Here is a 25481-nt window from a genome sequence, read left to right on the forward strand (position 1 = left end):
TTCGGAACGGGTGTCTGCGCGCGTCGATTTCCAGAAAACCGCAACCAAAATTCCCTTAAGAGAGAACAACTGTGCTCCACGCCAAGCTGAAACCTGTCACTGCTACCGTCACATCGCTGGCCTTGACTATGTGGACGAGCAACGCCGAGGCAGATGTGCTGCTGTACGGCCTGATCGATACCGGCATTGCCTATGTCAATGATATCGGCGGTCATTCCAATGTGCGCGAACAAGCAGGGGGAACAGCCGCCAGCCGTTTCGGCCTGCGCGGCAATGAAGACCTCGGCACGGGCTGGCGCGCGTTGTTCGCGCTCGAGGGAGGTGTCAATACAGATGATGGCACGCTCGGTCAAAGCTCAGCATCTGCCATGCGTATCTTCGGCCGGCAGGCCTGGGTCGGCCTATCATCAAGCAGCGCCGGCATGCTGACCTTCGGCCGCCAGTACGACTTCATGTTCGACATGAACCGATATGGGAGTAATCGATACCTGGGCGCGTACTATTTAAGACCGCTGACAGCCGGGGCATTCATCGGCACCAATGGTAGCTCCACCGATATTGATCGCCTTGGCGGAGGTCGCGTGGATAATTCCGTCAAATATCAGACACCAAACTGGGGCGGCTTCACAGCCGGCGCCATGTACGGGCTCGGCGAGCAACCCGGCCAGCCTTCAGCGGGTCGCACCGTGAGCGCCACCGCGCAGTTCGATCGAGGCGGCATGGCTGCCCAAGGCACCTACACGATGCGGCAGGATCCTGCAACGGGCGGGAAATATACCGTCGTCGGTGCCGGCCTTGCTTGGGATATCACAACGGCACTTTCCTTCAATGCACTGTATACGCGTAGCGAGTGGAATCTGACGAACGACAGGGTCGACGTCTATGACGTTGGCTTGCGTTACCAGCTAACCGCCCCCCTTAGCCTCGGCATTGGTTATGCGCGCTATCAGCCCAACCACGGCGCTGCCAACGCCATTTTGACGGGGAAGCGCGATCAGTTTGGCACCAGCGCCCAGTATGCCTATAGCAAACGCACCAGCGTGTACGCCTTGTACACGTACCAATACGCCCATGACGGCGGTGCGCAACTGTACTTCCTCGCCCCAACCGCCCTATCTGCCCATACCCAAAGCGCCGTGCACATTGGCATCCGCCACGTGTTCTGACCGGCAGCCGGCCCGGGCCACAAGTGAATGAGTTGTTCGGCATGGCGGCGGCGCGCCTGCGGGCACGTGGGTCCGAGTGGGAGGCGCAGGCCGCGGTGCCGTAGCGGAAGATAAATTTGGCACCGAGGTAACCGACTGGACCAACAACACTGATATGTATTGACCTTGTCAAGTTGCTCGGTATTTTTGGCTGGTCGTGAAGAGAAGTAATCGCGGGTCTTCCGCAATTTGTGTGACGACGGCAAACTCACGCGGAGGACCTTGTCGTCGTTTTTCCCGCCCCACTACCCACCATTCCTATTTCTGATTAACGTGGGCGAGCCCCCCAACCGCTTCCCGGACACACGAACTCACGCGCCTGCGATGGCGACCGGACTGGCGGGTCCTGTAGAACAAGGCAGGCCGGTTTAGCTTGGCTTCAACACGCGCAGCCGCAGAAGTTCGATATTCGCGCGGCCATACATTTGCCGCTTGAGGAGCTTGAGCCGGTTGACATGACCCTCGGTCTGGCCATTGCTCCATGGCAGCGTGAAAGCCGCCCGCACAGCCGGTAAGTCGGCGCGCAGGCTTTGCGCGAACCCACGCATTTCCGCAGCGTCGCAGCACGACAGACGTTTAAACCATCGATCGAAATGTCGCACACTTCGCCGATGCATGAGTCCGAGAAATTCCCGCGCGAGGCTGCGGACCTCGCCGACCACGGGTTCGATCTTGCACAGCGCCTGCACGAAGCTCTCGTGGTCCGCGCTCTTCGGCTCCTCGACAGCGAGCTTTCTCCATCCGACAAGCCATCCGAACACGCGCCGAGCCGACGGGCACGGCATCGTACGCACGGGTACTTGGACAAGCGGTGCCTTGCCCTGCGGAAAGAGAAGGCGGGCCACGCAACTCTGCACGCAGGCGGGACTGCCCTTATAGCCTCGCTGCTTGAGTTCTCGCACAATCAGATCAGGAAAGCGACAGCCCTGGGCGATTCGTTCCTCGATATAGTCGCGATAGGGATCCAAAGGCGTAGGACCCCGAGCCCAGGGCGTGCGCTCGGGGAATGCCCCCGCGTGGACGAACTTCTGCACGGTTGCTTTGCTGATTGAGAGTTCGCGCGCGATTCCTTTGAGCGTGCCGCCCTGGGCGCGCAGTGCCATCACCCGCTCGTAGAGCGCCACCCGCGTGGCGCGTCGCTGATCGCTCAGGCGCTGCCATGACCGGAGTGAGTTGTGGCTCAGCACCCCCTGCCGGCCTTGGGTCACGCTGCCGACCTCTATTTGCTGCGCGGCTTGGCGCAGTTGTGGCCCGAGTCGGTAAAGGAGCCTCTCGACGTTGTCGCGCAGGTTGCTCAGCAGATGCCAGCGATCCGAGACTTGCTTGGCTGCCGGCAGCGCGAGGTCGACCGCTTCGGAATAGGTCCCGGCCCGGTCCCTGGCGACGATCTCGATCGATGGGTGCGCACGCATCCACGCAGCCACCGCAATGGCGTCCCTACCGGCGAACACTTCGATCGGCTCACGTCGCTCCAGATCGACGATGATTGTTCCGTACTGGTGACCGCGCGCGATCGCCCAGTCATCGATGCCGACGACCCGCGGACGTGGTTTGCGCTTGCGCCCAGAAGCTCTTCGCAACTCCCGCAGCACGGTGTCGGCACTGGTGCGCAAGCCCAAGGCGTCAGCAACCCGGGCGGCCGCCTCACCACCGAGGGCGTGGCCCAGCGCGTGTAGCGCCTGAGCTTGCGATCGCGTACGACGCTGATACCGACCGGCCAAGGCGTGGATGTTCTCGACAAACGTACGACGGGGACAATTGGCGTTCGTACATTTGAAGCGACGCACCTCAATAGCGAGAATGACCCGCTGCTCGAGCATCGGACGTTCTTCCAGTCTGCGCACATAGCGGCCGTGGATTCGGTGACTCCAACGATGGCAGCCAGGACAACGTGCCGCGCGAACCGTACTACAGGCTTTGACAGTAATGGTCTCCCCGCACGCATCGCTGGAGACGACGCGCTTACCCACACGGGCGAGAATACGATCAATCCCACCGAGAACTTGCCTCATGGTAACGATCAACGTACGGCCAAATCGGCCAGCCCTCGACTCGGCCGTCAAACAAAGTGCGGGAGACCCGCGATTACTACACTTCACGCCTGCGATCGCGACCGGACTAAGCGAGTCCAAAAGGACAAGGCAGGCCAATTTAGTTCGGCTTCAACACGCGCAGCCGCAGAAGGTCGATATTCGCGCGGCCATACATTTGGCGCTTGAGGAGCTTGAGCCGGTTGACATGACCCTCGGTCTGGCCATTGCTCCATGGCAGCCTGAAGGCCGCCCGTACAGCCGGTAAGTCGGCGCGCAAGCTTTGCGCGAATCGACGCATTTCCACAGCGTCGCAGCACGACAAACGTTTCAACCATCGATCGAGATGTCGCAGACTTCGCCGATGCATGAGTCCGAGAAATTCCCGCGCGAGGCTGCGGACCTCGCCCACCACAGGTTCGATCTTGCACAGCGCCTGCACGAACCGCTCGTGGTCCGCGCTCTGTGGCTCTTCGACAGCGAGCTTTCTCCATCCGACAAGCCATCCGAACACGCGCCGGGCCGACGGAATTGGCATCGTTTGCACGGGCTTCTGGACATGCGGCGTCTTGCCCAGCGGAAAGAGAAGGCGGGCCACGCAACTCTGCACGGTGGCGGGACTGCCCTTATAGCCTCGCTGCTTGAGTTCTTGCCAGATTAGTTCAGGAAAGCGACAGCCCTGGAGGATTCGTTCCTCGATATAGTCGCGATAGGGATCCAAAGGCGTCGGACCCCGCGCCTTGGGTGCTCGCTCGGGGAATGCCCCCGCGTGGACGAACTTCTGCACTGTTACATCGCTGATTGAGAGTTCGCGTGCGATTCCTTTGAGCGTGCCGCCCTGGGCGCGTAGCGCCATCACCTGCTTGTACAACGCCAGCCGCGTGGCGCGTCGCTGATCGCTCAGACGCTCCCATGACCTGAGTGAGTTGAAGCGGCTTAGTCCGCCGCCCTGCCGGCCCAGGGTCGCCCTACTGACGTTTACTTGCTGGGCGGCTTGGCGCAGTTGTGGCCCGAGTCGGTAAAGCAGCCTCTCGACGTTGTCGCGCAGGTTGCTCAGCAGATGCCAGCGATCCGAGACCTGCTTGGCTGCCGGCAGCGCGAGGTCGACCGCTTCGGAATAGGCCCCGGCCCGATCCCTGGCGACGATCTCGATCGATGGGTGCGCACGCATCCACGCAGCCACCGCAATGGCGTCCCTGCCGGCGAACACTTCGATCGGCTCACGTCGCTCCAGATCGACGATGATTGTTCCGTACTGGTGACCGCGCGCGATCGCCCAGTCATCGATGCCGACGACCCGCGGTCGTGGTTTGCGCTTGCGCCCAGAAGCTCTTCGCAACTCCCGCAGCACCGTGTCGGCACTGGTGCGCAAGCCCAAGGCGTCAGCAAGCCTGGCCGCCGCCTCACCACCGAGGGCGTGGCCCAGCGCGCGCAAAGCGCGAGCCTGCGACCGCGTACGACGTTGATACCGGCCTGCCAAGGCGTGGATGTTCTCGGAAAACGTACGACGGGGGCAATTGGCGTTCGTACACTTGAAGCGACGCACCTCAATAGCGAGAATGACCCGCTGCTCGAGCATCGGACGTTCTTCCAGCCTGCGCACATAGCGGCCGTGGAGTCGGTGACTCCAACGATGGCAGCCAGGACAACGTGCCGCGCGAACCATACTGCAGGCTTCGACAGTAATAGTCTCCCCGCACGCATCGCTGGAGACGAAACGCTTGCCCACACGGGCAAGAATACGATCGATCCCACCGAGAACTTGCCTCATGGTAACGATCAACGTACGGCCAAACCGGCCGGAAATCAAGCCCTCGACTCGGCCGTCACACAAAGTGCGGGAGACCCGTAATCGTGTTCCGCTTATGAAGTAATACAGTTCCGTTTCAAGAATGTGGTGACTGGGCCGCTGGAAAGGCCTTCACTGCAGCAGTTCTGGCAGCAACGCGACAACTTGCCTTTCGGCCCTCATCGCAACAACGAGTTGGCGGCTATGTCGCTCGACCCGCCCTACCCTTTCCGCCAGCTTCGTGAGGATCTCTCGCGAATGCTCATGCTGTTCGACAACGTCAAAGCCGCTGAGCCAACGCACCACTCCAGTCAGCGGATGCAGAGGCTTGCACCACAGAGCGCTGGGATGCCGACAGCCGTTCCAGTGCATCGCGGCGAGCAGCCACGCCGCCGCGTTGACCTGAGTGGCTGCCACCTTGATGGCGGGCTTGTTCGGATCGAAACATCGAACGGCGAGACGAAGCAGCCGCTGTTGGCGACGCGGCACGTTTGCCCACGCCCGGCGCAGCAATAATCTTGTCAAATGCTCGCTGTCGTGCAGCAACGCACTCGATTCGCCGCCGGCCATTGCCTCGTATGTCCAGTCGCTCGATGCGCGGGTCTGATAGCGCCCGCTGTTGGACATAAACGCTCGGCTACCCAGGATCTGGTGCCATTGACGGATGAGCTTATCGCGCTTACTCGTTGGCGGTGGAACTGCCTTGCGTTTGCGCGGTATCGGCTCGTACGCGGGGTTGGGCTCAGACAGCTCCAACACAAGGATCGGCAAGACCATGGTCTATACTTCCAACCGCACTATCTGTTACGCGGCGACGTGCCCTGACTTTCGCACTGCTTTGGGCCTACGCTTTCCGATGGGCGGCCCAGCGTCGCGAAATGGTAGTCCTGCTTGGCGGACTAACACTTGCCTGTGCGCATCGCTTCCGGATTTCGACGCAGAGCTCGAGAAGGGGATGCACGAGACGAGGCTGTCGCGGCAGCCAGTCGGTAAGCACCTCACTCACGATCTTCTCGACCGTCGCCGCTAGACGCGGATCCCCGACCTTGGGACCTGGGTCATGACGTATCAACGCGCTCGCCACAGGATTCGCGAGAAAAAGCCGGCGCAAGCGATAAATCGTCGACCGATGGACTCCCAGCAATTCGCCAGCCTTCTTGGCTTGCTGACGCGAGAGCGGACCCGTCCCCAGCGGATGTAAGACCCTCACAATCGCCCGCTCGCGCTCCGTTGCAATCGTCTCCGGCATGTTCAGAACCGTGGTCTTACACGCCCAAGACGATTTGCTGAGCGGAAGTCGGACTCTCGCACTGCTCACCGCCTCCGCCGTCCGATGGGCGGCCCAGCGTCGCGAAATGGTAGCTCGGCTTGGCGGATTAACACTCGCTCCTGCGCATCGCTTCTGGATTTCGGCGCAGACCTCGAGCAGCGGATGCGCGAGACGACCCTGTCTCGGCAGCCAATCGGTAAGCACCTCACTCACGATATTCTCGACCGTAGCTGCTAGACGCAGATCTCCCACCTTGGGACCCCGGTCATGAGGTATCAACGCGCTCGCCACAGGATCCGCGAGGAAGCGCCGGCGCAAGCGATACACCGTAGACCAATGGATTCCCAGCCGTTGGCCAGCCTTCTTAGCTTGCTTCTGCGAGAGGGGCCCAATCCCCAGCGGACGCAAGACCCTCACAATCGCTCGTTCGCGCTCCGTTGCAATGCTCACCGCCATGTTCAAGTCAGCGGGCTTACGCACACGCGGCGATCGATTGAGCGGAGCAACCGGCGTGGCGGAATTAGTAGACGTCCGCGGTATCCACAGCTTCGCTGGAGCGGGCTCCGTCAGGTCGGGCACAAGGATCGGCAAGACCATGGTCTATACCTCCGGCTGGACGGTCTGTTGCGCGGCGACGTACCCCGACTCCCGCACTGCTCGCTCCCAATGCGCCGAATCTAGTACCAGTCCTGCACTGTCCCACTGGGGACCGTTCAGTAGCACCGACTCGACTGCACGACTAAAATAATCCATGTGGAGTTCTATCGGTCCAGCCAGCTGCGCGACCGTGTGGGCGTTCACGAAGCCATTCCACAGCGCCGTGGCAGATTGCTCCAGTCTTAAGCCGGCAGCGTACGCGTCGGGATAGAAGAAGGCCGTGAAGGTGCTCCCGGTGTCCTCTGGATAGCGAGTCATATCATAGCTAGCCAGGCAGGTTGCTGCTTCAACGGCGCCTGTAATGCCTCTGAAGTGCATTTGCTCGATCATGAAGCGAGCGACGATTTGCTCGTCACCAGACAGCTGATATTGCGCCTTCTGCTCCATCAACTGGGGCTGCCCTACCAGAAAGGTGATCAGGCGCACGCCGTGGTGGGCGAGCTGATCATGGACGTCGCGCAGCCATTCCAGTGCGTGCTTGGACAGTCGCTGTGCTTCATCGCAAAAGAGAACCACAATGTGACCTGAGCGCATTTGTAGTTGTTCGTTAATCCGACGCATCAAAGCGAAGCGCTTGTCGGCAATGAGCCTGGGTTGTGGGTCCCTGATGCCAGCGGCGCTCAACAATGCACTGAAGAACGCCCCCTCGTAGTCGGTGCGATGATATTCGCAGGACATCCTTAGCACGAGGATGTCACCTCGGTTCCTGCCAAGGTGCAATGCCAAATAGTCAATTGCGTGAGTCTTGCCCATGCGAGGACGGGCGTAGATTAACGCGCCCGGGATCAGTACGCGCACGCAGTGTTCGACGAGGTCGACGAAGCTTTCGATCGCTGCCGTCGCCACCCGATAGTGGCGGCGAGCAAGCGGATGATTGTGCACCGTCAGGTCTGCCGGATTCACCGTCGTTGCATGAGGCGTGCGGCTGGCTGCGCGGACTCGGGTCGCGCTGACACGTGCGCGCGGTGCGCCTTTCGAGGCCGTGGTGGTCTTCTCGTTCATGCCTGCTCCTTGCCGGCGAGATCAGTTCCTCTTCGCCCTTCATGGCCGGCTACAGTCGGGCCCGGCCAGCGCCCGTTTGCGCGCGCGCCCCCATGATCAGCGGGAGTACCCCCTGATAATGCGCAACGCCTTGCCTTTAACGGGACCCTTGGCCAGTGGCGAAGGCGGCTGTTCGGGTGTCACGGTTTCACTTTCAGTGGCGGGAGGCTTTGCTGTCCGGCGCTCGCGCTGCACCTGCGCGATGTCGCTGGCCGCTCTCCGACGCTTTGCGGCCTGCTTACGTCTGAGGGCAAGGAAGACCTCGATCGGATTGTCGCCCGGGCCGAAGTCTAGTTCGCGCGCCCGCTTGGCCTTGAAGATCTGCTGGCGCACCCGCAACGAATGCGGCTCGTCGCGCCATCTGCCGCTAGCGAACAAGTCCTCCAACATGTGTCCGTCTTCGGTACAGGCCCAGAGCCTTCTCAAGTCCGAGGGGTCATAGTGAACGCGTAAACGCTTGCCAATCAAGCCGCTGCTTCTGGCAAGCCGCTCGCTCGTGTAGCGCACGTGATAGAAGGTAATGTATGGTCGCTCACCACGGCCGAGGTTCCCATGGACGCGGCACAGTACCGGGTCATGCAGCAGTTCCGGATGCTCCCGTATCGGCTTGGGGATCAGGCGCAATCGGATCGCCTCGCGACCAATGCCAAGCACATGCCGGCGCATCATCTCCAGTGGGGTGAAGCCACCCAGGCCAGCATGGGGCGTGCCGTGATAGTTCCACACCGTCAGGTGCAACAACTCCTCCAACTCCTGGGAGGTGACGAGGAGCCGTAGAGAGTCGGTCGGATCGCGCAGACGTCTCAGCATAACCTGCGCCGCATCCTTTCCTGGTATCGCCCCCGGCAGCCGTCGCGATAGCGTTGCGGCGATCGTACCAAAGAAGCGCTCGATGAACGGCCGGTCATCGGGCTGATATGCCGGACCAAAATCGGCCGTGCAGCCCAACGCCTCGCACACGACATCGAGACTGGTGGTCGCCAAGTGCGCTCGCGCATTGTCTAGCCGGATCTGTCGCCAGCAGGCGTAGCTGGTTGGCTCCAAGGCCTGCGAGACGAAACCGCCGGTAGGCAGCAGGCGCAGGCCCGGCAGCGTGAGTTCGGGGACCTTCGCCGGCGTCACGGCGCGTTTGAAGGTTTCGATGGCGTCAAAGCGGTTACATTCGCGACCCAAAGAAATGGTGTAGCCCAGGAGACAGCGCGTAGCAACATCGATGATGGCCAGTAACCAGACGCGCTCGATCTCATAGCTCTGTTCGCCGCCCAGTGGATCGTTGTCGATCACCTTCAGGCGAACGTCCATCTTATGGGCGTCGAACTCGACCGTATCAAACGCATCGGCGGATCCACGTTCAGGCAACTGCCGGAGCGCCGAAGCGGGCTTGATCCTTTGGCCGGCGGCACGCGCAGCTAAGTCGAAATCATCCTGCAGCCACCCCCTTAGTGTGCTGGCCAATGAACGAAAGCCCTTCCACTTCTGGTTCAGCGGATAATCGCCAGCGCCTAGGCCCAATTCACGACAGGACTGCTCAAAGCGGTGCGCCACCGCCTTGAGGCCCACCAGACGGCCTTTCTCACCGGGCTGCAAATGGACCTTTCTGGTTTCGATCTCTTTACGCAACTGCTCGGCCAGATTACGGTGACGCTGCAGCAATTGTCCAAAGGCCCCAGCATTTCCCGCTTTGCCGTGCGCGATCGCATGAGGCGCCTTGCTTCGTTCATAAGGCTGCACGTGGACATGCGGCACCAACGCCCGATATCCCCATGGGCGGCCATCCGGGTGCGCGCTCATAGCTCGACGGACCAGACGCCTTAAGGTTGAACGGTGGATACCCCAGGTCTCGTAGACCTGCGCAAGAGAGCTACCGCTGGCATAAGCCTCAATCGCATCGCGGCGCTGTCCAAACGTGGTCCGCGCTTCGCTCGTGAGGACACGCTCGTCAAGTTGAGGCCAATCCGACAGGCGAATTGTGTTCGGATCGATTCGGCGAGACGAGCCGGCCATTTGGACACCTCCTATACCCGCTGAAAGGAAGTCGCGCCGCTCAGCGGTGCTACCGCTATGTCGGGACTAACGACGCGGCCGGATGCCAACAATGCAAAGAGTGACGCCTCCACACTCGCTTGATCATATTCGGAGAAGCGCTCAACGATCGCATCCAACGCCCTCGGCTCATTCAGGTAGACCACAATGGCCTGCTCGAGCACAGGGGTACGGAACCGCCGGTAGCTGACGAGGTAGGGAACAATGCGCGACCAATTAGCGATCGGCACCCTCCAGGCCTCTAGTTCGGATTGATGAATGACGCGAACAGGCAGACCATGCAAAAGACTATCGGAGCCAGTGTCTTCTTCAACTGCCCGATCGTCGCCTTCCTTGGCATCACGATGCTCAATCAACCAGAACTCCCCTGCAGGCGCATCCCGCAGGCGAATCCAGAAGTCAATCATTGCACTGCCCGGTCCCGCCACGCGAGCCGGGCGCTCGGTGAAAGTCTCGATCGCAGGATTGGCTTCGACCATGAGCCATGTCCGGTAAGCCTCATAGCTGCCGAGGCTCAACCGACGCCCAAGCTTTGGGCTGTACAGCTCAATGCGACGCCGCCATCCATTGCGGGCGAAGGCAAGTGGGCGACTGTACTGACGTAAGGCATCCGGCATGACATCAGCCACTGAAGTAAATCTGGGTCTCCCGCACTTTGTGTGACGGCCGAGTCAAGGCCTTGATTTCCAGCCGAATTGGTCTACGTTGATCGTTACCATGAGGCAAGTTCTCGGTGGGATCGAACGTATTCTCGCCCGTGTGGGCAAGCGCTTCGTCTCCAGCGAAGTGCAAGGGGAGATCATTACTGTCGAAGCCCGCAGTACAGTTCGCAGGGCACCGTGCCCGGCCTGCCATAGTTGGAGTCACCGACTCCACGGCCGCTATGTGCGCAAGCTGGAAGAACGTCCAATGCTCGAGCAGCGGGTCGTTCTCGCCATTGAGGTACGTCGCTTCAAGTGTATGAACGCCAACTGCCCCCGTCGTACGTTTGCCGAGAACATCCACGCCTTGGCCGATCGGTTTCAACGTCGTACGCGATCGCAGGCTCGGGCGTTGCACGCGCTGGGCCACGCCCTCGGTGGTGAGGCAGCAGCCCGGCTTGCCGACGCCTTGGGCTTGCGCACCAGTGCTGACACCGTGCTGCGAGAATTGCGCAGAGTACCTGAGCGCAAGCGCAAACCAAAACCGCGGGTCGTCGGCATCGATGACTGGGCGATCGCGCGCGGTCACCAGTATGGAACGATCATCGTCGACTTGGAGCGACGTGAGCCGATCGAAGTGTTCGCCGGCAGGGACGCCATTGCGGTGGCTGCGTGGATGCGTGCGCACCCATCGATCGAGATCGTCGCCAGGGACCGGGCCGGGGCCTATTCCGAAGCGGTCGACCTCGCGCTGCCGGCGGCCAAGCAAGTCTCGGATCGCTGGCATTTGCTGAGCAACCTGCGCGACAACGTCGAGCGGCTGCTATACCGACTCGGGCCACAAATGCGCCAAGCCGCCCAGCAAGTAAACGTCAGTAGGGTGACCCTGGGCCGGCAGGGTCTGCGCCGAAGCTCACAACGGTCATGGGAGCGTCTGAGCGCTCAGCGACGCGCCAAGCGGCTAGCGTTGTATAAGGAGGTGATGGCGCTACGCGCCCAGGGCGGCACGATCAGAGGAATCGCGCGCGAACTCTCAATCAGCCCAGCAACCGTGCAGAAGTACGTCAAAGCCGGAGCATTCCCCGAGCGCGCACCCAGGGCGCGGGGTCCGACGCCTCTGGAACGTCAGGGGATTCCCCGCCGAAACGCACAGCGGTCATGGGAGCGTCTGAGCGCTCAGCGACGCGCCACGCGACTGGCGTTGTACGAGCAGTTGATGGCGCTACGCGCCCAGGGCGGCACGATCAGAGGAATCGCGCGCGAACTCTCAATCAGCGTAGCAACCGTGCAGAAGTACGTCAGGGCCGGAGCATTCCCCGAGCGCGCACTCAAAGCGCCGGGTCCGACGCCTTTGGATCCCTATCGCGACTATATCGAGGAACGAATCATCCAGGGCTGTCGCTTTCCTGAACTGATCTGGCAAGAAATCAAACAGCGCGGCTATAAGGGCAGTCCCGCCTGCGTGCAGAGTTGCGTGACCCGCCTCCTCTTTCCGCTGGGCAAGACCCCGCTTGCCCTGAAGCCCACGATGCAGATGCCCTCGGCCCGGCGCGTGTTCGGATGGCTTGTCGGATGGAGGAACCTCGCCATCGAGGAGCCAAAAAGCGCGGACCACGAGCGGTTCGTGAAGGCGCTGTGCAAGATCGAACCCGTGGTGGGCGAAGTCCGCAGTCTCGCGCGGGAGTTTCTCGGACTCATGCACCGACGAAGTGTGCTGCACTTCGATCGATGGTTGAAACGTTTGTCGTGCTGCGACGCTGAGGAAATGCGTCGGTTCGCGCAAAGCCTGAGCGCCGACTTACCGGCTGTGCGGGCGGCCTTCAGGCTGCAATGGAGCAATGGCCAGACGGAGGGTCATGTCAACCGGCTCAAGCTCCTCAAGCGCCAAATGTATGGCCGCGCCAATATCGAGCTTCTGCGGCTGCGGGTGTTGAAGCCAAACTAAACCGGCCGGCTTTGTTCTACAGGCCCCGCCAGTCCGGTCGCGATCGCAGGCGCGTGAGTTCGTGTGGCCACGGCGAGGCTGGCGGACTCGCTTACGTTAGTCAGTAAGAAGAATAGTGGTAGTCGGGCGGGAAAGACGACGGCAAGGGTCCTCGACACGAATTCGCCGTTGTCACACAAATTGCGGAAGACCCCGATCGTTGCTTCAGTCTCACCCGTTTTCCCACCCTCCAGGCGGGCCTCGATGATCAGTCGCATAGCAACTCCGATCGGTTGGCAACGTCGCCAGCATAGCTGATACGGTCAGCGCGCCGGGCGGGCTGGATGGGCTCTTTTCGTTAGAAACTTCGCGGATTCCAAGCACCGTATCCCATCGGGTACGGCGCGGTCATGCCGTCTATGGCGGCGGTCAAGTCAACGGAAATGGCCTCCCACGTTTTGGTTCACTCTCCTGGGAGTGCAAGCAATAGTGTCAATTCACCGGCCGGATTTCTATATTCGATGCGGGTTCCAGCTGGATTCCGGAGTGACAGACTTGCTCCGTTCTACGGTAAGTCGGCGCGCAGGCTTTGCGCGAACCTTCGCATTTCCGCAGCGTCGCAGCGCGAAAGACGCTTCAACCATCGATCGAACTGCCGCAGACTTCGCCGGTGCATGAGCCCGAGAAACTCCCGCGCGAGGCTGCGGACCTCGCCCACCACGGGTTCGATCTTGCACAGCGCCTGCACGAAGCGCTCGTGGTCCGCGCTCCTGGGCTCCTCCAACGCGAGCTTCCTCCATCCTATAAGCCATTCGAACACGCGCCTGGGCGACGGGCACGGCATCGTGCGCACGGGTGCCTGGAAAAGAGACTTCTTGCCCTGCGGAAAAAGGAGGCGAATCACGCAATTCCGAACGGCGGCGCGACTGCCCGTATAACCTCGCTGCTTGAGTTCCAGCCAGATCAGTTCAGGAAAGCAACAGCCCTGTGCTCGTTCCTCGATGTAACTGAGATAGGGATCTAAAGGCGTCGGACCCCGCGCTCTGGGTGCGCGCTCGGGGAATGCCCCCGCGGTGATGAAGTTGCGCACGGTTCGACGGTCGATTGAGAGTCTCGCGCCCGATTCCTTTCATCGTGCCGCCCTGGGCGTGTAGCGTCATAACCCGCTCGTACAGCTCCACCCGCGAGGCGCGGCGTTGATCGCTCAGGCGCTGCCATGACCAAAGTGAGTTGCGGCTCAACTCGCGCTGCCATCCCTGGGTTACGCCACCGACCTCGACTTGCTGCGCGGCTTGGCGCAGTTGCGGTCCGAGTCGGTATAGGAGCCTCTCGACGTTGTCCCGCAAATTGCACAGCAGATGCCACCGATCCGAGACCTGCGTGGCTGCAGGCAGCGCGATGTCGACCGCCTCGGAGTAGGCCCCGGACCGGTCCCTGGCAACAATCTCGATCGATGGGTGCGCACGCATCCACGCGGTCACTGCAATGGCTTCCCTGCCGGCGAACACTTCGATCGGCTCACGTCGTTCCAGGTCGACGATGATCGTTCCGTACTGGTGACCCCGCGCGATCGCCCAGTCATCGATGCCGACGACCCGCGGTCGTGGTTTGCGTTTGCGCTCAGGAGCTCTGCGTAACTCCCGCAGCACGGTGTCGGCACTGGTACGCAAGCCGAAGGTGTCAGCAAGCCGGGCGGCCGCCTCACCACCGAGGGCGTGGCCCAGCGCGTGCAGCGCCCGAGCCTGCGACCGCGTACGACGTTGATACCGACCGGCCAAGGCGTGAATGTTCTCGGCAAAAGTACGACGGGGGCAGTTGGCGTTCGTACACTTGAAGCGACGCACCTCAATCGCGAGTACGACCCGCTGCTCGAGCATCGGACGTTCTTCCAGCCTGCGCACATAGCGGCCGTGGAGTCGGTGACTCCAACAATGGCAGGCAGGACAAGGTGCCGCGCGAACCGTACTGCAGGCTTCGACAGTTATGGTCTCCCCTCGCGCGTCGCTGGAAACGAAGGAAACGAAGCGCTTACCCACGCGGGTGAGAATGCGATCGATCCCACCGAGAACCTGGCTCATGGTAACAACTAACATGGGGCCAGATCGGCCCGAAATCAAGCCCTCGACTCGGCCGTCACACAAAGTGCGGAAGACCCGGATTCCAGAACGCCGGCTTCGGTTCGCTGTACTTCTTCCACACGGACCGCAATTACTTCGGCTTCTTCGGCGGGAACGACGAGCAGCCCATCACCATCACCGATGATCAGGTCGCCAGGCCGGACCACCATGCCGTCGATGCAGACCGCCAGCCAACACGCCGAGGCCGGCGCTGGAGAAGCTGAACACGGCGCTGAACCAGGCCTTGCGAGACCCCGAGCTTCAAAAGGAGTTCTCGGAGCAAGGTTCACTGCCAGTCAAGCCGATGGGTGTGGATGAGTACTGGACCTTCGTCAAGAAGCAGATGCCCATCGCTGCAGAACAAGTTCGCATCTCCGGGGCAAAGGCGGACTAGAGACACGCGCCAAGCCCACTCGCCGAACTCGCGCAGCAGCTTCGATTTCCGGTCGTCGAGCGCTGCGCTGTCGGCTATGCCAAAAACCAGGGCGGTCCTCACTACATCTCGTCGCGCTCATTCTGGCCACTCCTTACCCGCTTGACCGTCACGAATTGGGATGCGCAAGCGCCAAGGCAGCAACGAACTCTTGCACAACCGGACTCTCGTCGTCAGCTCGTGTCACAGCCACTAACGTCGCTTGCGTTTGCATATGTGCAATTCGAACAAATGCCACGTCATGTCTATTGACCGCCGCAACCGATGCACCGACCACTGTGAATCCCAGTCCGGCAGCCACTAAGCCCAGTGCCGTGTGAATTTCAATGGCTTCGTGCCCCGCCCGTGGATTTCCGCCGGCCTGACGAAGTGCATCCACCATCTGGTTAGCGTACCGACTTTGAGGGTCTTTCGGATACTGGATGAGCGCCAACACATCCAGCTCCGAGGCCCGCACCGCCTTGCGTTTCGCTAACGGTGACTGAATTGGCACCGCTGCGACGAAAGGGTCGTCAAACAGCTCCGTGTAGGTAAGGTCGCTGGCCCTATCGAACTCCCCTATGTAGCGCGAGATGCCGACGTCAATTCGGCCACTTCTCAGCAATTCGGGCTGATGCTCGGATAGTTGCTCAATCAGGTCCAACTGAATGCCTGGGAGCTTCTCTCGAAAACGCCGCACGGCCTCGGGGACCAGGGAGAAGATTGCGGACCGAGTAAATCCAATTCCAAGCCAGCCGAGATTGCCAGCAGCGACCGCCCTTGCCTCCTCATCGAGCCGACGCATCTCAGAAAGCAGTTCTTTCGCCCTCGGATAAAGGAATTTTCCCGTGGATGTCAGGGTCATCGGCCGGTTGGACCGGTCGAACACTGGCGCGCCTAACAACGACTCAAGCTGCGATATCTGCATGCTGATTGCCGTGGGCGCGACAAACAGGCGACTGGCGGCAGCCACAGCGCTGCCGGCATCCACCACCTCACAGAAGTACCGCAGCTGCTTCAAGTTCATTTTTTTTGAATGTAAGACCAATTTTTGATGTTTGATTCAGTTCAAACTTTACTCGAAACTCCATCCATCACACATGGAGTTATGCAATGGACGGTTCCTCGCCCCCCGCAAAAAGTCTGCTGGACGCAGCTCGTGCCCTCAGCACAGCCGAAATCTCGGACGCGCTCGACTACTTCAAACTGCCTGGTAGCGCACTCGGCATCGGTCTCCAGGCCGGGGAGCCACGCATCTTTGGCCAAGCCTTTACGGTCGCATTTGTGCCGGTCGACACCGCGACGCCAGGGACCGTTGGCGACTACCTGGATGACATCCCTCAAGGCGCAGTCGCCGTCCTAGACAATTCCGGCCGCGTCGACTGCACTGTGTGGGGCGGCATCATGAGCAAAATCGCAGAGCACCGCGGTATCGCCGGCACCGTTATCAACGGTGTCTGTCGTGACACTGCAGAAGCCCAAGAGGCCAACTACCCACTCTACGCACGCGGGCGATTCATGCGAACTGGCAAAGACCGCGTCCAGGTCAGGGCAGTGGGCGAAGTCGTCAGTCTGGGCGATGTCCGAGTAAAGCCTGGCGACTACATCGTTGCAGACGCCGATGGCGTAGTGGTCATACCAGAAGCGCGTGCCGCAGAGGTATTTGACCGCGCCCTTCGCACCCGTGAGGTGGAAGGGAAGATTCTCGAAGCCGCACTGGCCGGCACCTCGCTCGGTGAGGCACGACGCCAGTTCGGCTACCACACGCTGCAGCGCACTGGCCACTAACGCCACACCCAAAAAAATTATCGGAGACAAGATGAGCTGGAAGATGTATCCCATGGCCGCGCTCGCAGCTGCTACCGTAGCCTGCGCACTCACTTCTGCAACGGTCGCGGCTGCTGACGCCTATCCCTGCCCGACCCTGCGTCTCGTTTCGCCGTATCCGCCTGGTGGTACGACAGACATCCTGGCTCGTATTGTGTCGCCCGGGTTGTCCAAGCGACTCGGCGTGACGGTAATCGTCGACAACAAGGGAGGTGCCAGCAGCAACATCGGCACCGAGTTTGTCTCGCGTGCCAAGCCGGATGGCTGTACCGCATTGCTCGGAAACAATACCGGGATAGTCATCAACCGGAACCTCTACAAGCTGAAGCTCGACCCAACCCAAGCGCTGGCCCCAGTTGGCGAAGTGGCCTCGGTTCCCCTCGTTCTCTACGTCAATGCATCGCTTCCGGTGAAGACAGTTGGACAACTGGTCGACCAGGCCAAGGCCGCGCCTGGGAAATACAGCTATGCATCCGGAGGGAGCGGCAGCCCGCAGCATCTCGCAGGCGAAATGCTGAAGCTCGAGCGTCAGCTCGATATGGTGCACGTTCCCTATCGAGGCCAAGGCCCGGCGCTGAGCGACGTCATCGCAGGCCAGGTACCCATTGCATTCGAAACGACGACGGCAATCGCGCCTCACATCAAGTCCGGAAAGCTGCGTCTGCTGGCCACCACCGGAGCTAAGCGTTCAAAGACGCTGCCGGACGTCCCGACGATGCAGGAATCGGGATTCCCTGGCTTTGTCATTGAGAACTGGTACGGCCTGTTCGTACCCGCCGAAACGCCTGCCCCGCTTATCCAGAGGCTGAACGCAGAACTCAATGCCGTCCTCGCCGAACCCGGCATCGCATCGAAGCTGAACGACTTGGGCTCAGGCGACGTTCGCGGCACGCCGGCTCAGTTCCGCGCCTTCATCACGAAGGAGATGCCGTACTGGGAATCGCTGGTCAAGCGGTCCGGCGCGAAGGTCGATTAAGCAACACGAACTCGGGAATATTCGACATGAACCATCCTGCAACCGCAGACCAGCTTGCGCGACTCGTTCGCCTGGGCACCGCAACCATTCACGAAGCTCAGGGCCAGCGAGGTGCCGTGGACTCGGCTATTGCCCCCTTGGACCCCTCGATGCGTGTTGCCGGTCCTGCACTGACCCTCGACATCCGGCCTGGCGACAACCTGATGATTCACTATGCGCTGACGAAGGCGCGACCAGGCGATGTGCTCGTGGTCGACGCCAAGCAATTCGTCAATGCCGGCCCATGGGGTGATGTGCTTACGTTTGCAGCACAGAAAATTGGCATCGCAGGCCTGGTCATCGACGGTGCCGTTCGCGATGCGACAAACATCGTCGAAATGGGCTTCCCGGTATTCTGCCGCGGCCTCAGCATCCGGGGGACCAACAAGGTACAGCCGGGCCGACTGAACGTGCCAGTTGTGGTTGGTGGCGCGCCAATCAATCCCGGTGACATCATCGTCGGCGACCGCGATGGCCTTGTTGTCGTAGCAGCTGAGGAACTCCAATCGGTCATCGACGCAAGCGAAGCACGAGAGAAAAAAGAAGCCGGCATGAGGAGGAAGCTCGAGCAAGGCGCTACGATGGTCGAGCTTCTTGGGCTTCAAGCGACGCTCGATTCATACGGCCTGCGATGACGAACCTTCCGACTAGTACCTGAGCAGACCAAATAAGGGCAACGAGTCAGAAAACCGTCAGATGGACACAATGACAGCCTTCTGACTTGCTTGCATCATGGCGACGCATTACCGACGAGCGCGGGTCGGTAAGCGCGAAGCACAAAGCTTGGTTCAATTGCTCAATGACTGTGGTCGGCCTACCTTTCGGCGCGTAGAGGCCGTGTCAAACCTCGAGTTCGAAGTTCGACAAGCCCGCCTCGGCGAACGTCGGAACATCAGGCAGGCTCGGCAGCCGCGAAGCCAAACCTTCATCTGCTCGGTCGCCAGGGTTTGGCGCAGTTGATCGATCGCAGCATCGACAGCGCCCACTACTTTGCATCCCGTGGAACAAAGGAAAATTGGGCCTTCAGCAGTTTGTGTGACGACGGCAGATGTGCTACCCCGACGGCGAGCTGCTGGTCGGACCGGCCGATGTCCGGCTGAGCGAGATCGCCGTCGCGCCGCGCGCGTAGTTCGAGTACTGGCAGCAAATGCGGCCGGTGATCGACGTGGTGCCGGGCGCGGGTGGGATGTTTTCGCTGGAGGGGCGGACGAGCCAGAGGTTCCTGACGCGGTCGAAGCTGCTCAGTGATACGGAAGCGGCGTGGCTGGCCGCGAAGCCTGGCTGATAGCGCCGCCCCTCCTCGCGCCACCTCAGGGCCGGAAGAACTCCCGCAAAGCCTTCGCCACCGCTTCTGGATCGTTCTCCGCCGGGAAATGGCACGCATGCGGAATCCGCACCAGCCGCGCGTGCGGCATCTCGCGCGCGAAGCGTTCGGCGTGCTCGACCTGCTGGAACGGGTCATCCTCGCCCCAGATCAGCAGCTTGGGGATCTGCGACTCGCGCAACGCCGGCACCAATGCCTGCGTATAGCGGTTGTCCGCCGCGGCGGCGAGCGCAATCCAGTTCCGCGCCACCCGCGCCTGCAGCCATGGCGCCAGGTATTCCTCCACCCGCACGGGCGTGGCCGCGCGGTCCAGGCAGCGCGTGATAGCGATGCGCCGCGCCGCCACCAGTTCTTCATGCGTGGTGGCGGCGGCTACGGCGGGGTCGCGGTAGCGCGCCACGGCAGGCACCGGCCACGAGTCATACATCACGGCATTGAGCAGCGCGAGGTGGCTGACGCCGATGTTGCCATGCACCATCAGGTGCTGCGCGATGCCGCCGCCGATGTCGTGCGCCGCCACCCCGACCGGGCCGGCAATCCCAAGCGCGTCAGCAAACCGTTCCACCCAGCCCGCCAGCGCCGGGACCGATGCGGTCTCGACCGTCAGTTCGCCATCGGAGTGCCCGAGCCCGGGCAGATCCACGGCCACGCAATAGAGTCCGGCGGCGGCTACATCATCCAGCACGGGCTGCCATACGCGGCTCCAGAAAGTGCCGTGGATCATCAGCACCACGGGATCCGCCGGATCCCCGGCGCTGAGATAGCTGGTGGCGACGCCGTCCACGTCGATCGTCAGTCTTTGCATGTCATTGCCTCGCATTCTTGAGGTTGAAAAGGATTGTGCGCCGGCTCTGCCGGCAGCAACAGCCAGCTCGCATGGGCGGCTGGCCGTCCGCGCTTGCCGCGGTTATCGCAGCGGCACGCCGCGCGTTTCTGGCATCTTGCAAAACGTCACCAGCGTGACGAAGGCGCCGCAGCCCACATAGAGGAAGAACCACCCCTCCTGCCCGCGCGACGACAGCCACGTCAGCAGGTACGGCGTGGTGCCGCCAACCAGCGCGACCACCAGGTTGTAGGCGGCACCGATGCCCACGCCGCGAACCTGCGTATCGAACCACTCGGCCATGATCGACGGCGCGATCGACGCATACAGCACGTACGTCAGCATCCCGAAGCACTCGATCAGCAGCAGCGTCCGGAAGTCCGCATTGAGCAGCGACACCACCGGGTACAGGAACAGCAAATTGGCCAGCGCAAAGGCGATGAGCTGCGGCCGCCGCCCCAGCCTGTCCGACAGCGCTCCGCACAGCGGCAGCGCGAGCATGAACAGCGCGATGGCGATCGCGCTCGCCTGGAACGCGACTTCAGGCGTGACACCGCCCTTGCGTATGGCGTAGACCGGCATGTAGCTGACGAAGAGGTAGAAGCTGAACGCCGGCAACACGGTGCTGCCCATCAGCCGCAGCATCGCGCCGCGGTGGTGCTGCCAGACCCAGCCCAGCGAGCGGCGCCGGACCTCTCCCGCCGCCTTCAGCCGGGTGAAGGCCTGCGTCTCGTCGACCCCGTGGCGCAGCCAGAAGCCGAACAGCGAGCCGCAGCCGCCGAGGAAGAACGGGATGCGCCAGCCGTATTCATGCAACGCTTCGGGGGTCATGTAGCGCGTCATCAGCCAGGCCATCCCGGACGCCAGCAGCAGCCCGGCGGCAATGCTGAAGTAGAGGAAGCTGCCGTAGAAGCCGCGCCTGGCCGGCGGTGCCGATTCGGTCAGGTAGGTCGTGGCCGCGCCATATTCACCGCCGACCGACAGGCCCTGCACCATGCGCGCAACCGTCATCAGTACGGGTGCCCAGATGCCGATCTGTGCATATGTCGGCAGGATCGCGATCACGAACGACGAGCCCGCCATCATCATGATGCACAGCGTCAGCGCACTACGCCGTCCGTAGCGGTCGGAGAACGCACCGATCAGCCAGCCACCCAACGGGCGCATGAAGAATCCGATCGCGAACACGGCAAACGTCGACAGCAAGGCGGCCGTGCTGTCCTGCCCGGGAAAGAACTGCTTGCTGAAATAGACGGCGAATACCGTGTAGACCGACCAGTCGAACCATTCGACGGTGTTGCCAATGCTGCCGGCGAAGATGGTCCGCACGGCTGTGCGGCGCGCGGGGGCGCGCGGGGCTTGCGCCAGTTCCTGCGCCTGGCTGGTCTGCATTTCCATATTGTCTCCGCGGGTCCTTGCTCGGTGTCGTCAAGGTCCTCTGTGTTGTCGCGCGCGGCCGCCGCCGCGCGTGCTTGTCGTGATGCCGTAGGGATGCCGTCGTATTGCCGGGGCGGCGATGCGCGCCTCAGCGGATCAGCTTGTCGAGGTCGCGCTGGTCCAGGCCGTTCTCTTCGTAGTGCCGCCGCGCGGCGTTGAGCTTGGTGAAGACATCCTCGTGGCCGATGATGTTGCCGTCCTCGAGATAGATGTAGCCCGCCATGGCGTGGAACCAGGTGACCATTTCGGGCACGTCGTCCGGCACCACCAGCGTATGGGTCTCCCCGGGCGGCTCCATGATGAAAGAGCCTTCGGTGTACATCTCTTCATGCTCCAGATAGAACCAGCGACCCTTGAGAACGACGGCGTGCACCGCGCCGAAGTGCTTGTGGCAAGACAGCACCCCGGACTTACGGACGCGCAGCAGATTGACGTAATATCCTTGCGTCACGCCAAGGCACAGCGGCAAAAACGAAACGCCATCGGCCTGCGAGATCCATCGGATATCGTCGATGTCGGTCAGGTTGCCGAAAAAGATGTCAGGGCGCGCGTCAGGCGGCAGCGGGTTCACCGCGGCTTGCACGCCGCGGGGATTGTGGAATTTGCGCGAATACACTTGCACAGCGAGCTCCTTTGAGTGGGTACCGGACCCTGGCCAGGCAGGGTTGAGCGCATTGTGTTTCGCCATCACGCCGCGAACCAGCACCGCGGCGGAATAGCCGCTGTGACACGCCGGCACAGGTTGCGCTGCCGCAGTGCATCGACAATTGCGGATTACCAGATGGATGCAGGCAGGGGCAACAGGACCGTGGACAGATACTCAGAGCTCGTCGCATTCCTGCAGTCGGCACGCAGCCGCAGCTTTTCCGCGGCCGCGCGCAATCTCGACCTCACGCCGTCGGCGGTCAGCAAGCTGGTGGCGCGACTGGAGACGCGGCTCGGCGTGCGCCTGTTCGTGCGCCAGGGTCGCACGGTGGCGTTGACCGAAGAGGGACAGCGCTATCTGCCCAGCGCCGAGAGGGTGGTGGAAGCGATGGCCGATGCCGAAGCGCACGGCGAAGCGCTTGGCGAAGCGCTGCACGGCAGGATCCGCATCCACACCATGCTGACCTTCGCGCGGCACCAGATCGTGCCGTGGCTGCCGCAATTCCTGCAAGCACACCCGGGACTGTCGGTGGAATTCCATATTGCGCCGCAGTATGAAGACGCCTTCGACAAAGGCGTCGATATCGCCATCCATAGCGGCGCCCTGCCCAGCTCATCGCGCGTGGCGCGCAAGATCGCGTCGAGCCGGTGGATCGTCTGCGCCGCGCCCGCCTACCTGGCGCGGCATGGCACGCCGGAGACGCCAGACGATCTGCAGCAGCACACCTGCGTCGGCTTCAGCTTTGTCAGTGAATGGAACGTGTGGCCGTTCCGAGCCATGGACGGCACGACCTACGGCGTGCGGCCGGCCAGCGTTGTCGACACCACGCAGGGCGAGATCGCGCGCGACCTCGCGCTCGGCGGCTTCGGCATCGTACGGCTGGCCGAGTTCCATATCGGCGTGGATCTGCGCGCCGGCCGCCTGGTGCCAGTGCTGGAGTCTTACCAGGATCCGGCCAAGGAGCCGCTTTACCTGGTCTACCCCAACCGCAAGCATCTCAGCCCGCGCGTCAAGGTCTTCTGCGATACCTTGACCGAACGGATGGCGGCGCAGCCCTGGGCGCGGTAGCGCCCGGCGGCATCACTCCGCGCGCGCCGCCGCGCGGTGCGGAGAAGCCACCGGCGACTGCAGGTCGAGCTTGGCGGCCTGGTAGCCGCGCCGGAAATCCTGCACGTGTTTCTCCATCCAGGCTTCGGCGCCATCCTCATCGCCGGCGCGGATCGCGGCAACGATGGTCTTATGCGCCTCCAGCAGCCGCTTGCCCGCCACTGGCACGCGCGTCATCACGGCGGCGAATGCCGGATAGAAAAGCCGGCTGAGCGGTTCGCGGGCCAGCACCAGCGCGCGATTGCCGCTCATGCCGGCGACGATGCCGTGGAACTCGATATCCAGTTCCACCAGGCTCTCGCCTGCCTTCAACGCGAGCTCGGTCCTGCGCAGGTTGTCGTCGAGCCGCTCCAGCGCTTCGGGCGTCGCGCGCGCCGCGGCCAGGCGTGCCATCGGCGGCTCCAGCACCGACATGGCCTGCCATAGCTCGTCGAAGACGATCTCGTGCAGCACCAGTGCGCGCTCCAGTTGCTTGCCGACCTCGGCTTCTGAGGGCCGCGTCACGACCATTTTCTTGGCATGCTCGCGGCGCACCAGGTTGGCTTCCTCCAGCACGCGGATGCCTTCGCGCACCGTGGACCGGTTGACGCCGAACATCTCGCACAACTTCGCTTCAGTCGGCAGCGGATCGCCTTCGCGCAGGCGGCCGTCGAGGATGCGTTCGATCATGGCCTCGGCTAGCACCCGGTAGGCCGGGACGGTGCGGATCTTTTCGAATGCGGCTTCCAACGCGGTTTCCTTATCTGGGCCGGCGTGCACCGGCTGGTCTCATTGTCTGACCATCAGACTATTCAATCACTTCTCCGCTGTCAAACCTCACCAGCCCTTGACAACGAAAAAGTGGCTGCTATTCTGATTGTCAGACAAACCGACAGACGTTCGGTCCACACCCACCGGCCGCTTCACCGGCCAGGAGAGGAGACAAATGCAACGCAAACCACTCACCACAGCGGTGGCGTGGGCGCTGGCGCTCGCTCTGCCGCCCGCGCTGGCGCAAAAGTCCGCCACGCCACCCGCCACCCCACCTCTCATTTCCGAGAACGAGGTGCGCATCGGCGTCCTCACCGACTTGTCGGGGATCTACTCCGACCTGTCCGGTTCAGGCTCCGTGCTGGCCGCGAAAATGGCGGTGGAAGACTTCAAGGCCAGCGCCAAGCCATCATTCGCGATCCGCCTGGTTTCGGCCGACCACCAGAACAAGCCTGACATCGCGTCGACCAAGGCGCGCGCGTGGTTCGACGAAGACAAGGTCGACATGATCGTCGACTTGCCCGCGTCCTCGGCATCGCTTGCCGCGGTCAAGCTGGCCAGGGAAAAGCAGCGGCTAGTGATCGTGTCCAGCGGCGCCTCGACCCGCATCACCAACGAGGACTGCACGCCCACGGCACTGCACTGGACCTATGACACCTACGCGCTCGCGACCGGCACCGCCCGGGCCGTGCTCAAGCGCGGCGGCGACAGCTGGTACTTCATCACCGCCGACTACGCCGGCGGCCGCGCGCTGGAGAAGGACGCATCCGAGGTGGTTATCGCCGGCGGCGGCAAGGTCGTCGGGCGCTCGACGCACCCGTTCCCGGGCTCGGACTTTTCGTCCTACCTGCTGGCCGCGCAGGCCTCCAAGGCCAAGGTGATCGCGCTGGCCAATGCCGGCAATGACACCACCAACACCATCAAGCAGGCGGCAGACTTCGGCATCACGCGCAAGCAGACCATGGCGGCGACGCTGATGTTCATTACCGACGTACACAGCCTTGGCCTCGACAAAGCGCAGGGCATGTTCCTGACGGAAGGCTTCTACTGGGATCTGGACGAGCAGACGCGCGCCTGGTCCAAGCGCTTCCATGCGGTGCAGAAGCGCATGCCGACGATGGCGCAGGCCGGCGTCTACTCCGCGGTGCTGCACTACCTGAAGTCGGTGCAGGCCGCCGGCAGCGACGATTCGATGACCGTGGTGAAAAAGATGCGCGAGCTTCCCGTCGCCGACATGTTCGCGCGCAACGGCAAGCTGCGCGAAGACGGACGCATGGTGCACGACATGTACCTGCTGCAGGTGAAGACGCCCGCCGAGTCGAAGTATCCGTGGGACTACTACCACGTGCGGCAGGTAATCCCCGGCGACCAGGCGTTCCTGCCGCTCGCCAGGTCGACCTGCGCCGGCGCGCGCAAGGAGTAA

The 25481-nt window shown here is 62.2% G+C and carries 19 protein-coding genes and 1 pseudogene; 8 read left to right on the plus strand and 12 right to left on the minus strand.

Going from position 1 to position 25481, the window contains the following annotated elements; translation table 11 throughout:
- Positions 1–71: 71 nt before the first annotated feature.
- Entirely contained in the window at positions 72–1166 is a 1095-nt protein-coding gene (locus CTP10_RS35960) for a porin (protein WP_147316347.1), read from the plus strand.
- Positions 1167–1573: 407 nt separating this feature from the next.
- Here the strand turns inward: CTP10_RS35960 and CTP10_RS35965 are convergent, their stop codons facing one another.
- The 6 genes from CTP10_RS35965 to CTP10_RS35990 all read right to left on the minus strand — a co-directional run bounded on the left by CTP10_RS35965 (position 1574) and on the right by CTP10_RS35990 (position 10514).
- Positions 1574–3217, minus strand: coding sequence for an ISL3 family transposase (locus tag CTP10_RS35965; RefSeq protein ID WP_116323885.1), 1644 nt, complete (start codon positions 3215–3217; stop codon positions 1574–1576).
- Between the two features lie 139 nt (positions 3218–3356).
- A complete protein-coding gene (locus CTP10_RS35970) occupies positions 3357–5006 on the minus strand; it encodes an ISL3 family transposase (RefSeq protein WP_116323892.1) in 1650 nt (549 codons plus the stop codon).
- A 150-nt stretch (positions 5007–5156) separates the two neighbouring features.
- The gene (locus CTP10_RS35975; RefSeq protein WP_199414760.1) at positions 5157–5801 is read right to left on the minus strand and encodes a hypothetical protein; all 645 of its coding nucleotides are present in this window, start codon (positions 5799–5801) and stop codon (positions 5157–5159) included.
- 1093 nt (positions 5802–6894) lie between these two features.
- Complete coding sequence (locus tag CTP10_RS35980; protein ID WP_116323886.1) at positions 6895–7953, minus strand: ATP-binding protein; 1059 nt, start codon at positions 7951–7953, stop codon at positions 6895–6897.
- Between the two features lie 96 nt (positions 7954–8049).
- Entirely contained in the window at positions 8050–9996 is a 1947-nt protein-coding gene (locus tag CTP10_RS35985) for a Mu transposase C-terminal domain-containing protein (RefSeq protein WP_116323887.1), read from the minus strand.
- Between the two features lie 11 nt (positions 9997–10007).
- On the minus strand, positions 10008–10514 hold the full coding sequence (locus CTP10_RS35990; protein ID WP_233528482.1) for a hypothetical protein: 507 nt from the start codon (positions 10512–10514) through the stop codon (positions 10008–10010).
- Between the two features lie 238 nt (positions 10515–10752).
- Between CTP10_RS35990 and CTP10_RS35995 the strand changes: the two genes are divergently transcribed.
- Positions 10753–12621 (plus strand): ISL3 family transposase, encoded by a 1869-nt coding sequence (locus CTP10_RS35995; protein WP_116323889.1) that lies wholly within the window; start codon positions 10753–10755, stop codon positions 12619–12621.
- A gap of 547 nt (positions 12622–13168) precedes the next feature.
- Here the strand turns inward: CTP10_RS35995 and CTP10_RS36005 are convergent.
- Both CTP10_RS36005 and CTP10_RS36010 read right to left on the minus strand, forming a co-directional pair.
- Positions 13169–14678, minus strand: a pseudogene (locus CTP10_RS36005) (ISL3 family transposase); the annotation flags it as partial.
- Between the two features lie 581 nt (positions 14679–15259).
- A complete protein-coding gene (locus tag CTP10_RS36010; protein WP_116322796.1) occupies positions 15260–16156 on the minus strand; it encodes a LysR family transcriptional regulator in 897 nt (298 codons plus the stop codon).
- A gap of 86 nt (positions 16157–16242) precedes the next feature.
- Between CTP10_RS36010 and CTP10_RS36015 the strand changes: the two genes are divergently transcribed.
- The 4 genes from CTP10_RS36015 (at position 16243) to CTP10_RS41470 (ending at position 19256) form a co-directional block, all read left to right on the plus strand.
- Positions 16243–16917, plus strand: a complete 675-nt coding sequence (locus CTP10_RS36015) for an RraA family protein (protein WP_116322797.1) — start codon at positions 16243–16245, stop codon at positions 16915–16917.
- 31 nt (positions 16918–16948) lie between these two features.
- On the plus strand, positions 16949–17932 hold the full coding sequence (locus CTP10_RS36020; RefSeq protein WP_233528366.1) for a Bug family tripartite tricarboxylate transporter substrate binding protein: 984 nt from the start codon (positions 16949–16951) through the stop codon (positions 17930–17932).
- Between the two features lie 26 nt (positions 17933–17958).
- Positions 17959–18606 carry a 4-carboxy-4-hydroxy-2-oxoadipate aldolase/oxaloacetate decarboxylase gene (locus CTP10_RS36025; RefSeq protein WP_116322798.1) on the plus strand — a complete coding sequence of 216 codons (648 nt, stop codon included), beginning with the start codon at positions 17959–17961 and terminating at the stop codon, positions 18604–18606.
- Positions 18607–19118: 512 nt separating this feature from the next.
- A complete protein-coding gene (locus CTP10_RS41470) occupies positions 19119–19256 on the plus strand; it encodes a DUF779 domain-containing protein (RefSeq protein WP_442875251.1) in 138 nt (45 codons plus the stop codon).
- A gap of 25 nt (positions 19257–19281) precedes the next feature.
- On the opposite strand, the gene CTP10_RS36035 is transcribed toward CTP10_RS41470, so the two are convergent.
- From CTP10_RS36035 to CTP10_RS36045, 3 genes are all read right to left on the minus strand, one after another.
- Positions 19282–20100, minus strand: coding sequence for an alpha/beta fold hydrolase (locus CTP10_RS36035; RefSeq protein WP_116322799.1), 819 nt, complete (start codon positions 20098–20100; stop codon positions 19282–19284).
- Positions 20101–20202: 102 nt separating this feature from the next.
- On the minus strand, positions 20203–21516 hold the full coding sequence (locus CTP10_RS36040) for an MFS transporter (RefSeq protein ID WP_334223330.1): 1314 nt from the start codon (positions 21514–21516) through the stop codon (positions 20203–20205).
- A 127-nt stretch (positions 21517–21643) separates the two neighbouring features.
- Complete coding sequence (locus CTP10_RS36045; protein WP_233528367.1) at positions 21644–22177, minus strand: 2,4'-dihydroxyacetophenone dioxygenase family protein; 534 nt, start codon at positions 22175–22177, stop codon at positions 21644–21646.
- Positions 22178–22363: 186 nt separating this feature from the next.
- Here CTP10_RS36045 and CTP10_RS36050 point away from each other — a divergent pair, with 186 nt between their 5' ends.
- Positions 22364–23269: a LysR family transcriptional regulator gene (locus tag CTP10_RS36050; protein ID WP_116322850.1), complete on the plus strand. Its 906-nt coding sequence runs from the start codon at positions 22364–22366 to the stop codon at positions 23267–23269.
- Positions 23270–23281: 12 nt separating this feature from the next.
- Here CTP10_RS36050 and CTP10_RS36055 read toward each other — a convergent pair whose 3' ends face one another.
- Positions 23282–24037 carry a FadR/GntR family transcriptional regulator gene (locus CTP10_RS36055; protein WP_199414705.1) on the minus strand — a complete coding sequence of 252 codons (756 nt, stop codon included), beginning with the start codon at positions 24035–24037 and terminating at the stop codon, positions 23282–23284.
- A gap of 196 nt (positions 24038–24233) precedes the next feature.
- Between CTP10_RS36055 and CTP10_RS36060 the strand changes: the two genes are divergently transcribed.
- Positions 24234–25481: an ABC transporter substrate-binding protein gene (locus CTP10_RS36060; protein WP_116322800.1), complete on the plus strand. Its 1248-nt coding sequence runs from the start codon at positions 24234–24236 to the stop codon at positions 25479–25481.

This window comes from Cupriavidus sp. P-10 (genome assembly GCF_003402535.2).
In the GTDB taxonomy this organism is placed as follows: domain Bacteria; phylum Pseudomonadota; class Gammaproteobacteria; order Burkholderiales; family Burkholderiaceae; genus Cupriavidus.

What these genes read in the sequence shown, in the direction of transcription:
- CTP10_RS35965 (WP_116323885.1), bottom strand. Translation starts at nt 3,217, where the DNA reads ATGAGGCAAGTTCTCGGTGGGATTGATCGTATTCTCGCCCGTGTGGGT.
- CTP10_RS35970 (WP_116323892.1), bottom strand. Translation starts at nt 5,006, where the DNA reads ATGAGGCAAGTTCTCGGTGGGATCGATCGTATTCTTGCCCGTGTGGGC.
- CTP10_RS35975 (WP_199414760.1), bottom strand. Translation starts at nt 5,801, where the DNA reads ATGGTCTTGCCGATCCTTGTGTTGGAGCTGTCTGAGCCCAACCCCGCG.
- CTP10_RS35980 (WP_116323886.1), bottom strand. Translation starts at nt 7,953, where the DNA reads ATGAACGAGAAGACCACCACGGCCTCGAAAGGCGCACCGCGCGCACGT.
- CTP10_RS35985 (WP_116323887.1), bottom strand. Translation starts at nt 9,996, where the DNA reads ATGGCCGGCTCGTCTCGCCGAATCGATCCGAACACAATTCGCCTGTCG.
- CTP10_RS35990 (WP_233528482.1), bottom strand. Translation starts at nt 10,514, where the DNA reads ATGGTCGAAGCCAATCCTGCGATCGAGACTTTCACCGAGCGCCCGGCT.
- CTP10_RS35995 (WP_116323889.1), top strand. Translation starts at nt 10,753, where the DNA reads ATGAGGCAAGTTCTCGGTGGGATCGAACGTATTCTCGCCCGTGTGGGC.
- CTP10_RS36010 (WP_116322796.1), bottom strand. Translation starts at nt 16,156, where the DNA reads ATGAACTTGAAGCAGCTGCGGTACTTCTGTGAGGTGGTGGATGCCGGC.
- CTP10_RS36015 (WP_116322797.1), top strand. Translation starts at nt 16,243, where the DNA reads ATGGACGGTTCCTCGCCCCCCGCAAAAAGTCTGCTGGACGCAGCTCGT.
- CTP10_RS36020 (WP_233528366.1), top strand. Translation starts at nt 16,949, where the DNA reads ATGAGCTGGAAGATGTATCCCATGGCCGCGCTCGCAGCTGCTACCGTA.
- CTP10_RS36025 (WP_116322798.1), top strand. Translation starts at nt 17,959, where the DNA reads ATGAACCATCCTGCAACCGCAGACCAGCTTGCGCGACTCGTTCGCCTG.
- CTP10_RS41470 (WP_442875251.1), top strand. Translation starts at nt 19,119, where the DNA reads ATGCGGCCGGTGATCGACGTGGTGCCGGGCGCGGGTGGGATGTTTTCG.
- CTP10_RS36035 (WP_116322799.1), bottom strand. Translation starts at nt 20,100, where the DNA reads ATGCAAAGACTGACGATCGACGTGGACGGCGTCGCCACCAGCTATCTC.
- CTP10_RS36040 (WP_334223330.1), bottom strand. Translation starts at nt 21,516, where the DNA reads ATGGAAATGCAGACCAGCCAGGCGCAGGAACTGGCGCAAGCCCCGCGC.
- CTP10_RS36060 (WP_116322800.1), top strand. Translation starts at nt 24,234, where the DNA reads ATGCAACGCAAACCACTCACCACAGCGGTGGCGTGGGCGCTGGCGCTC.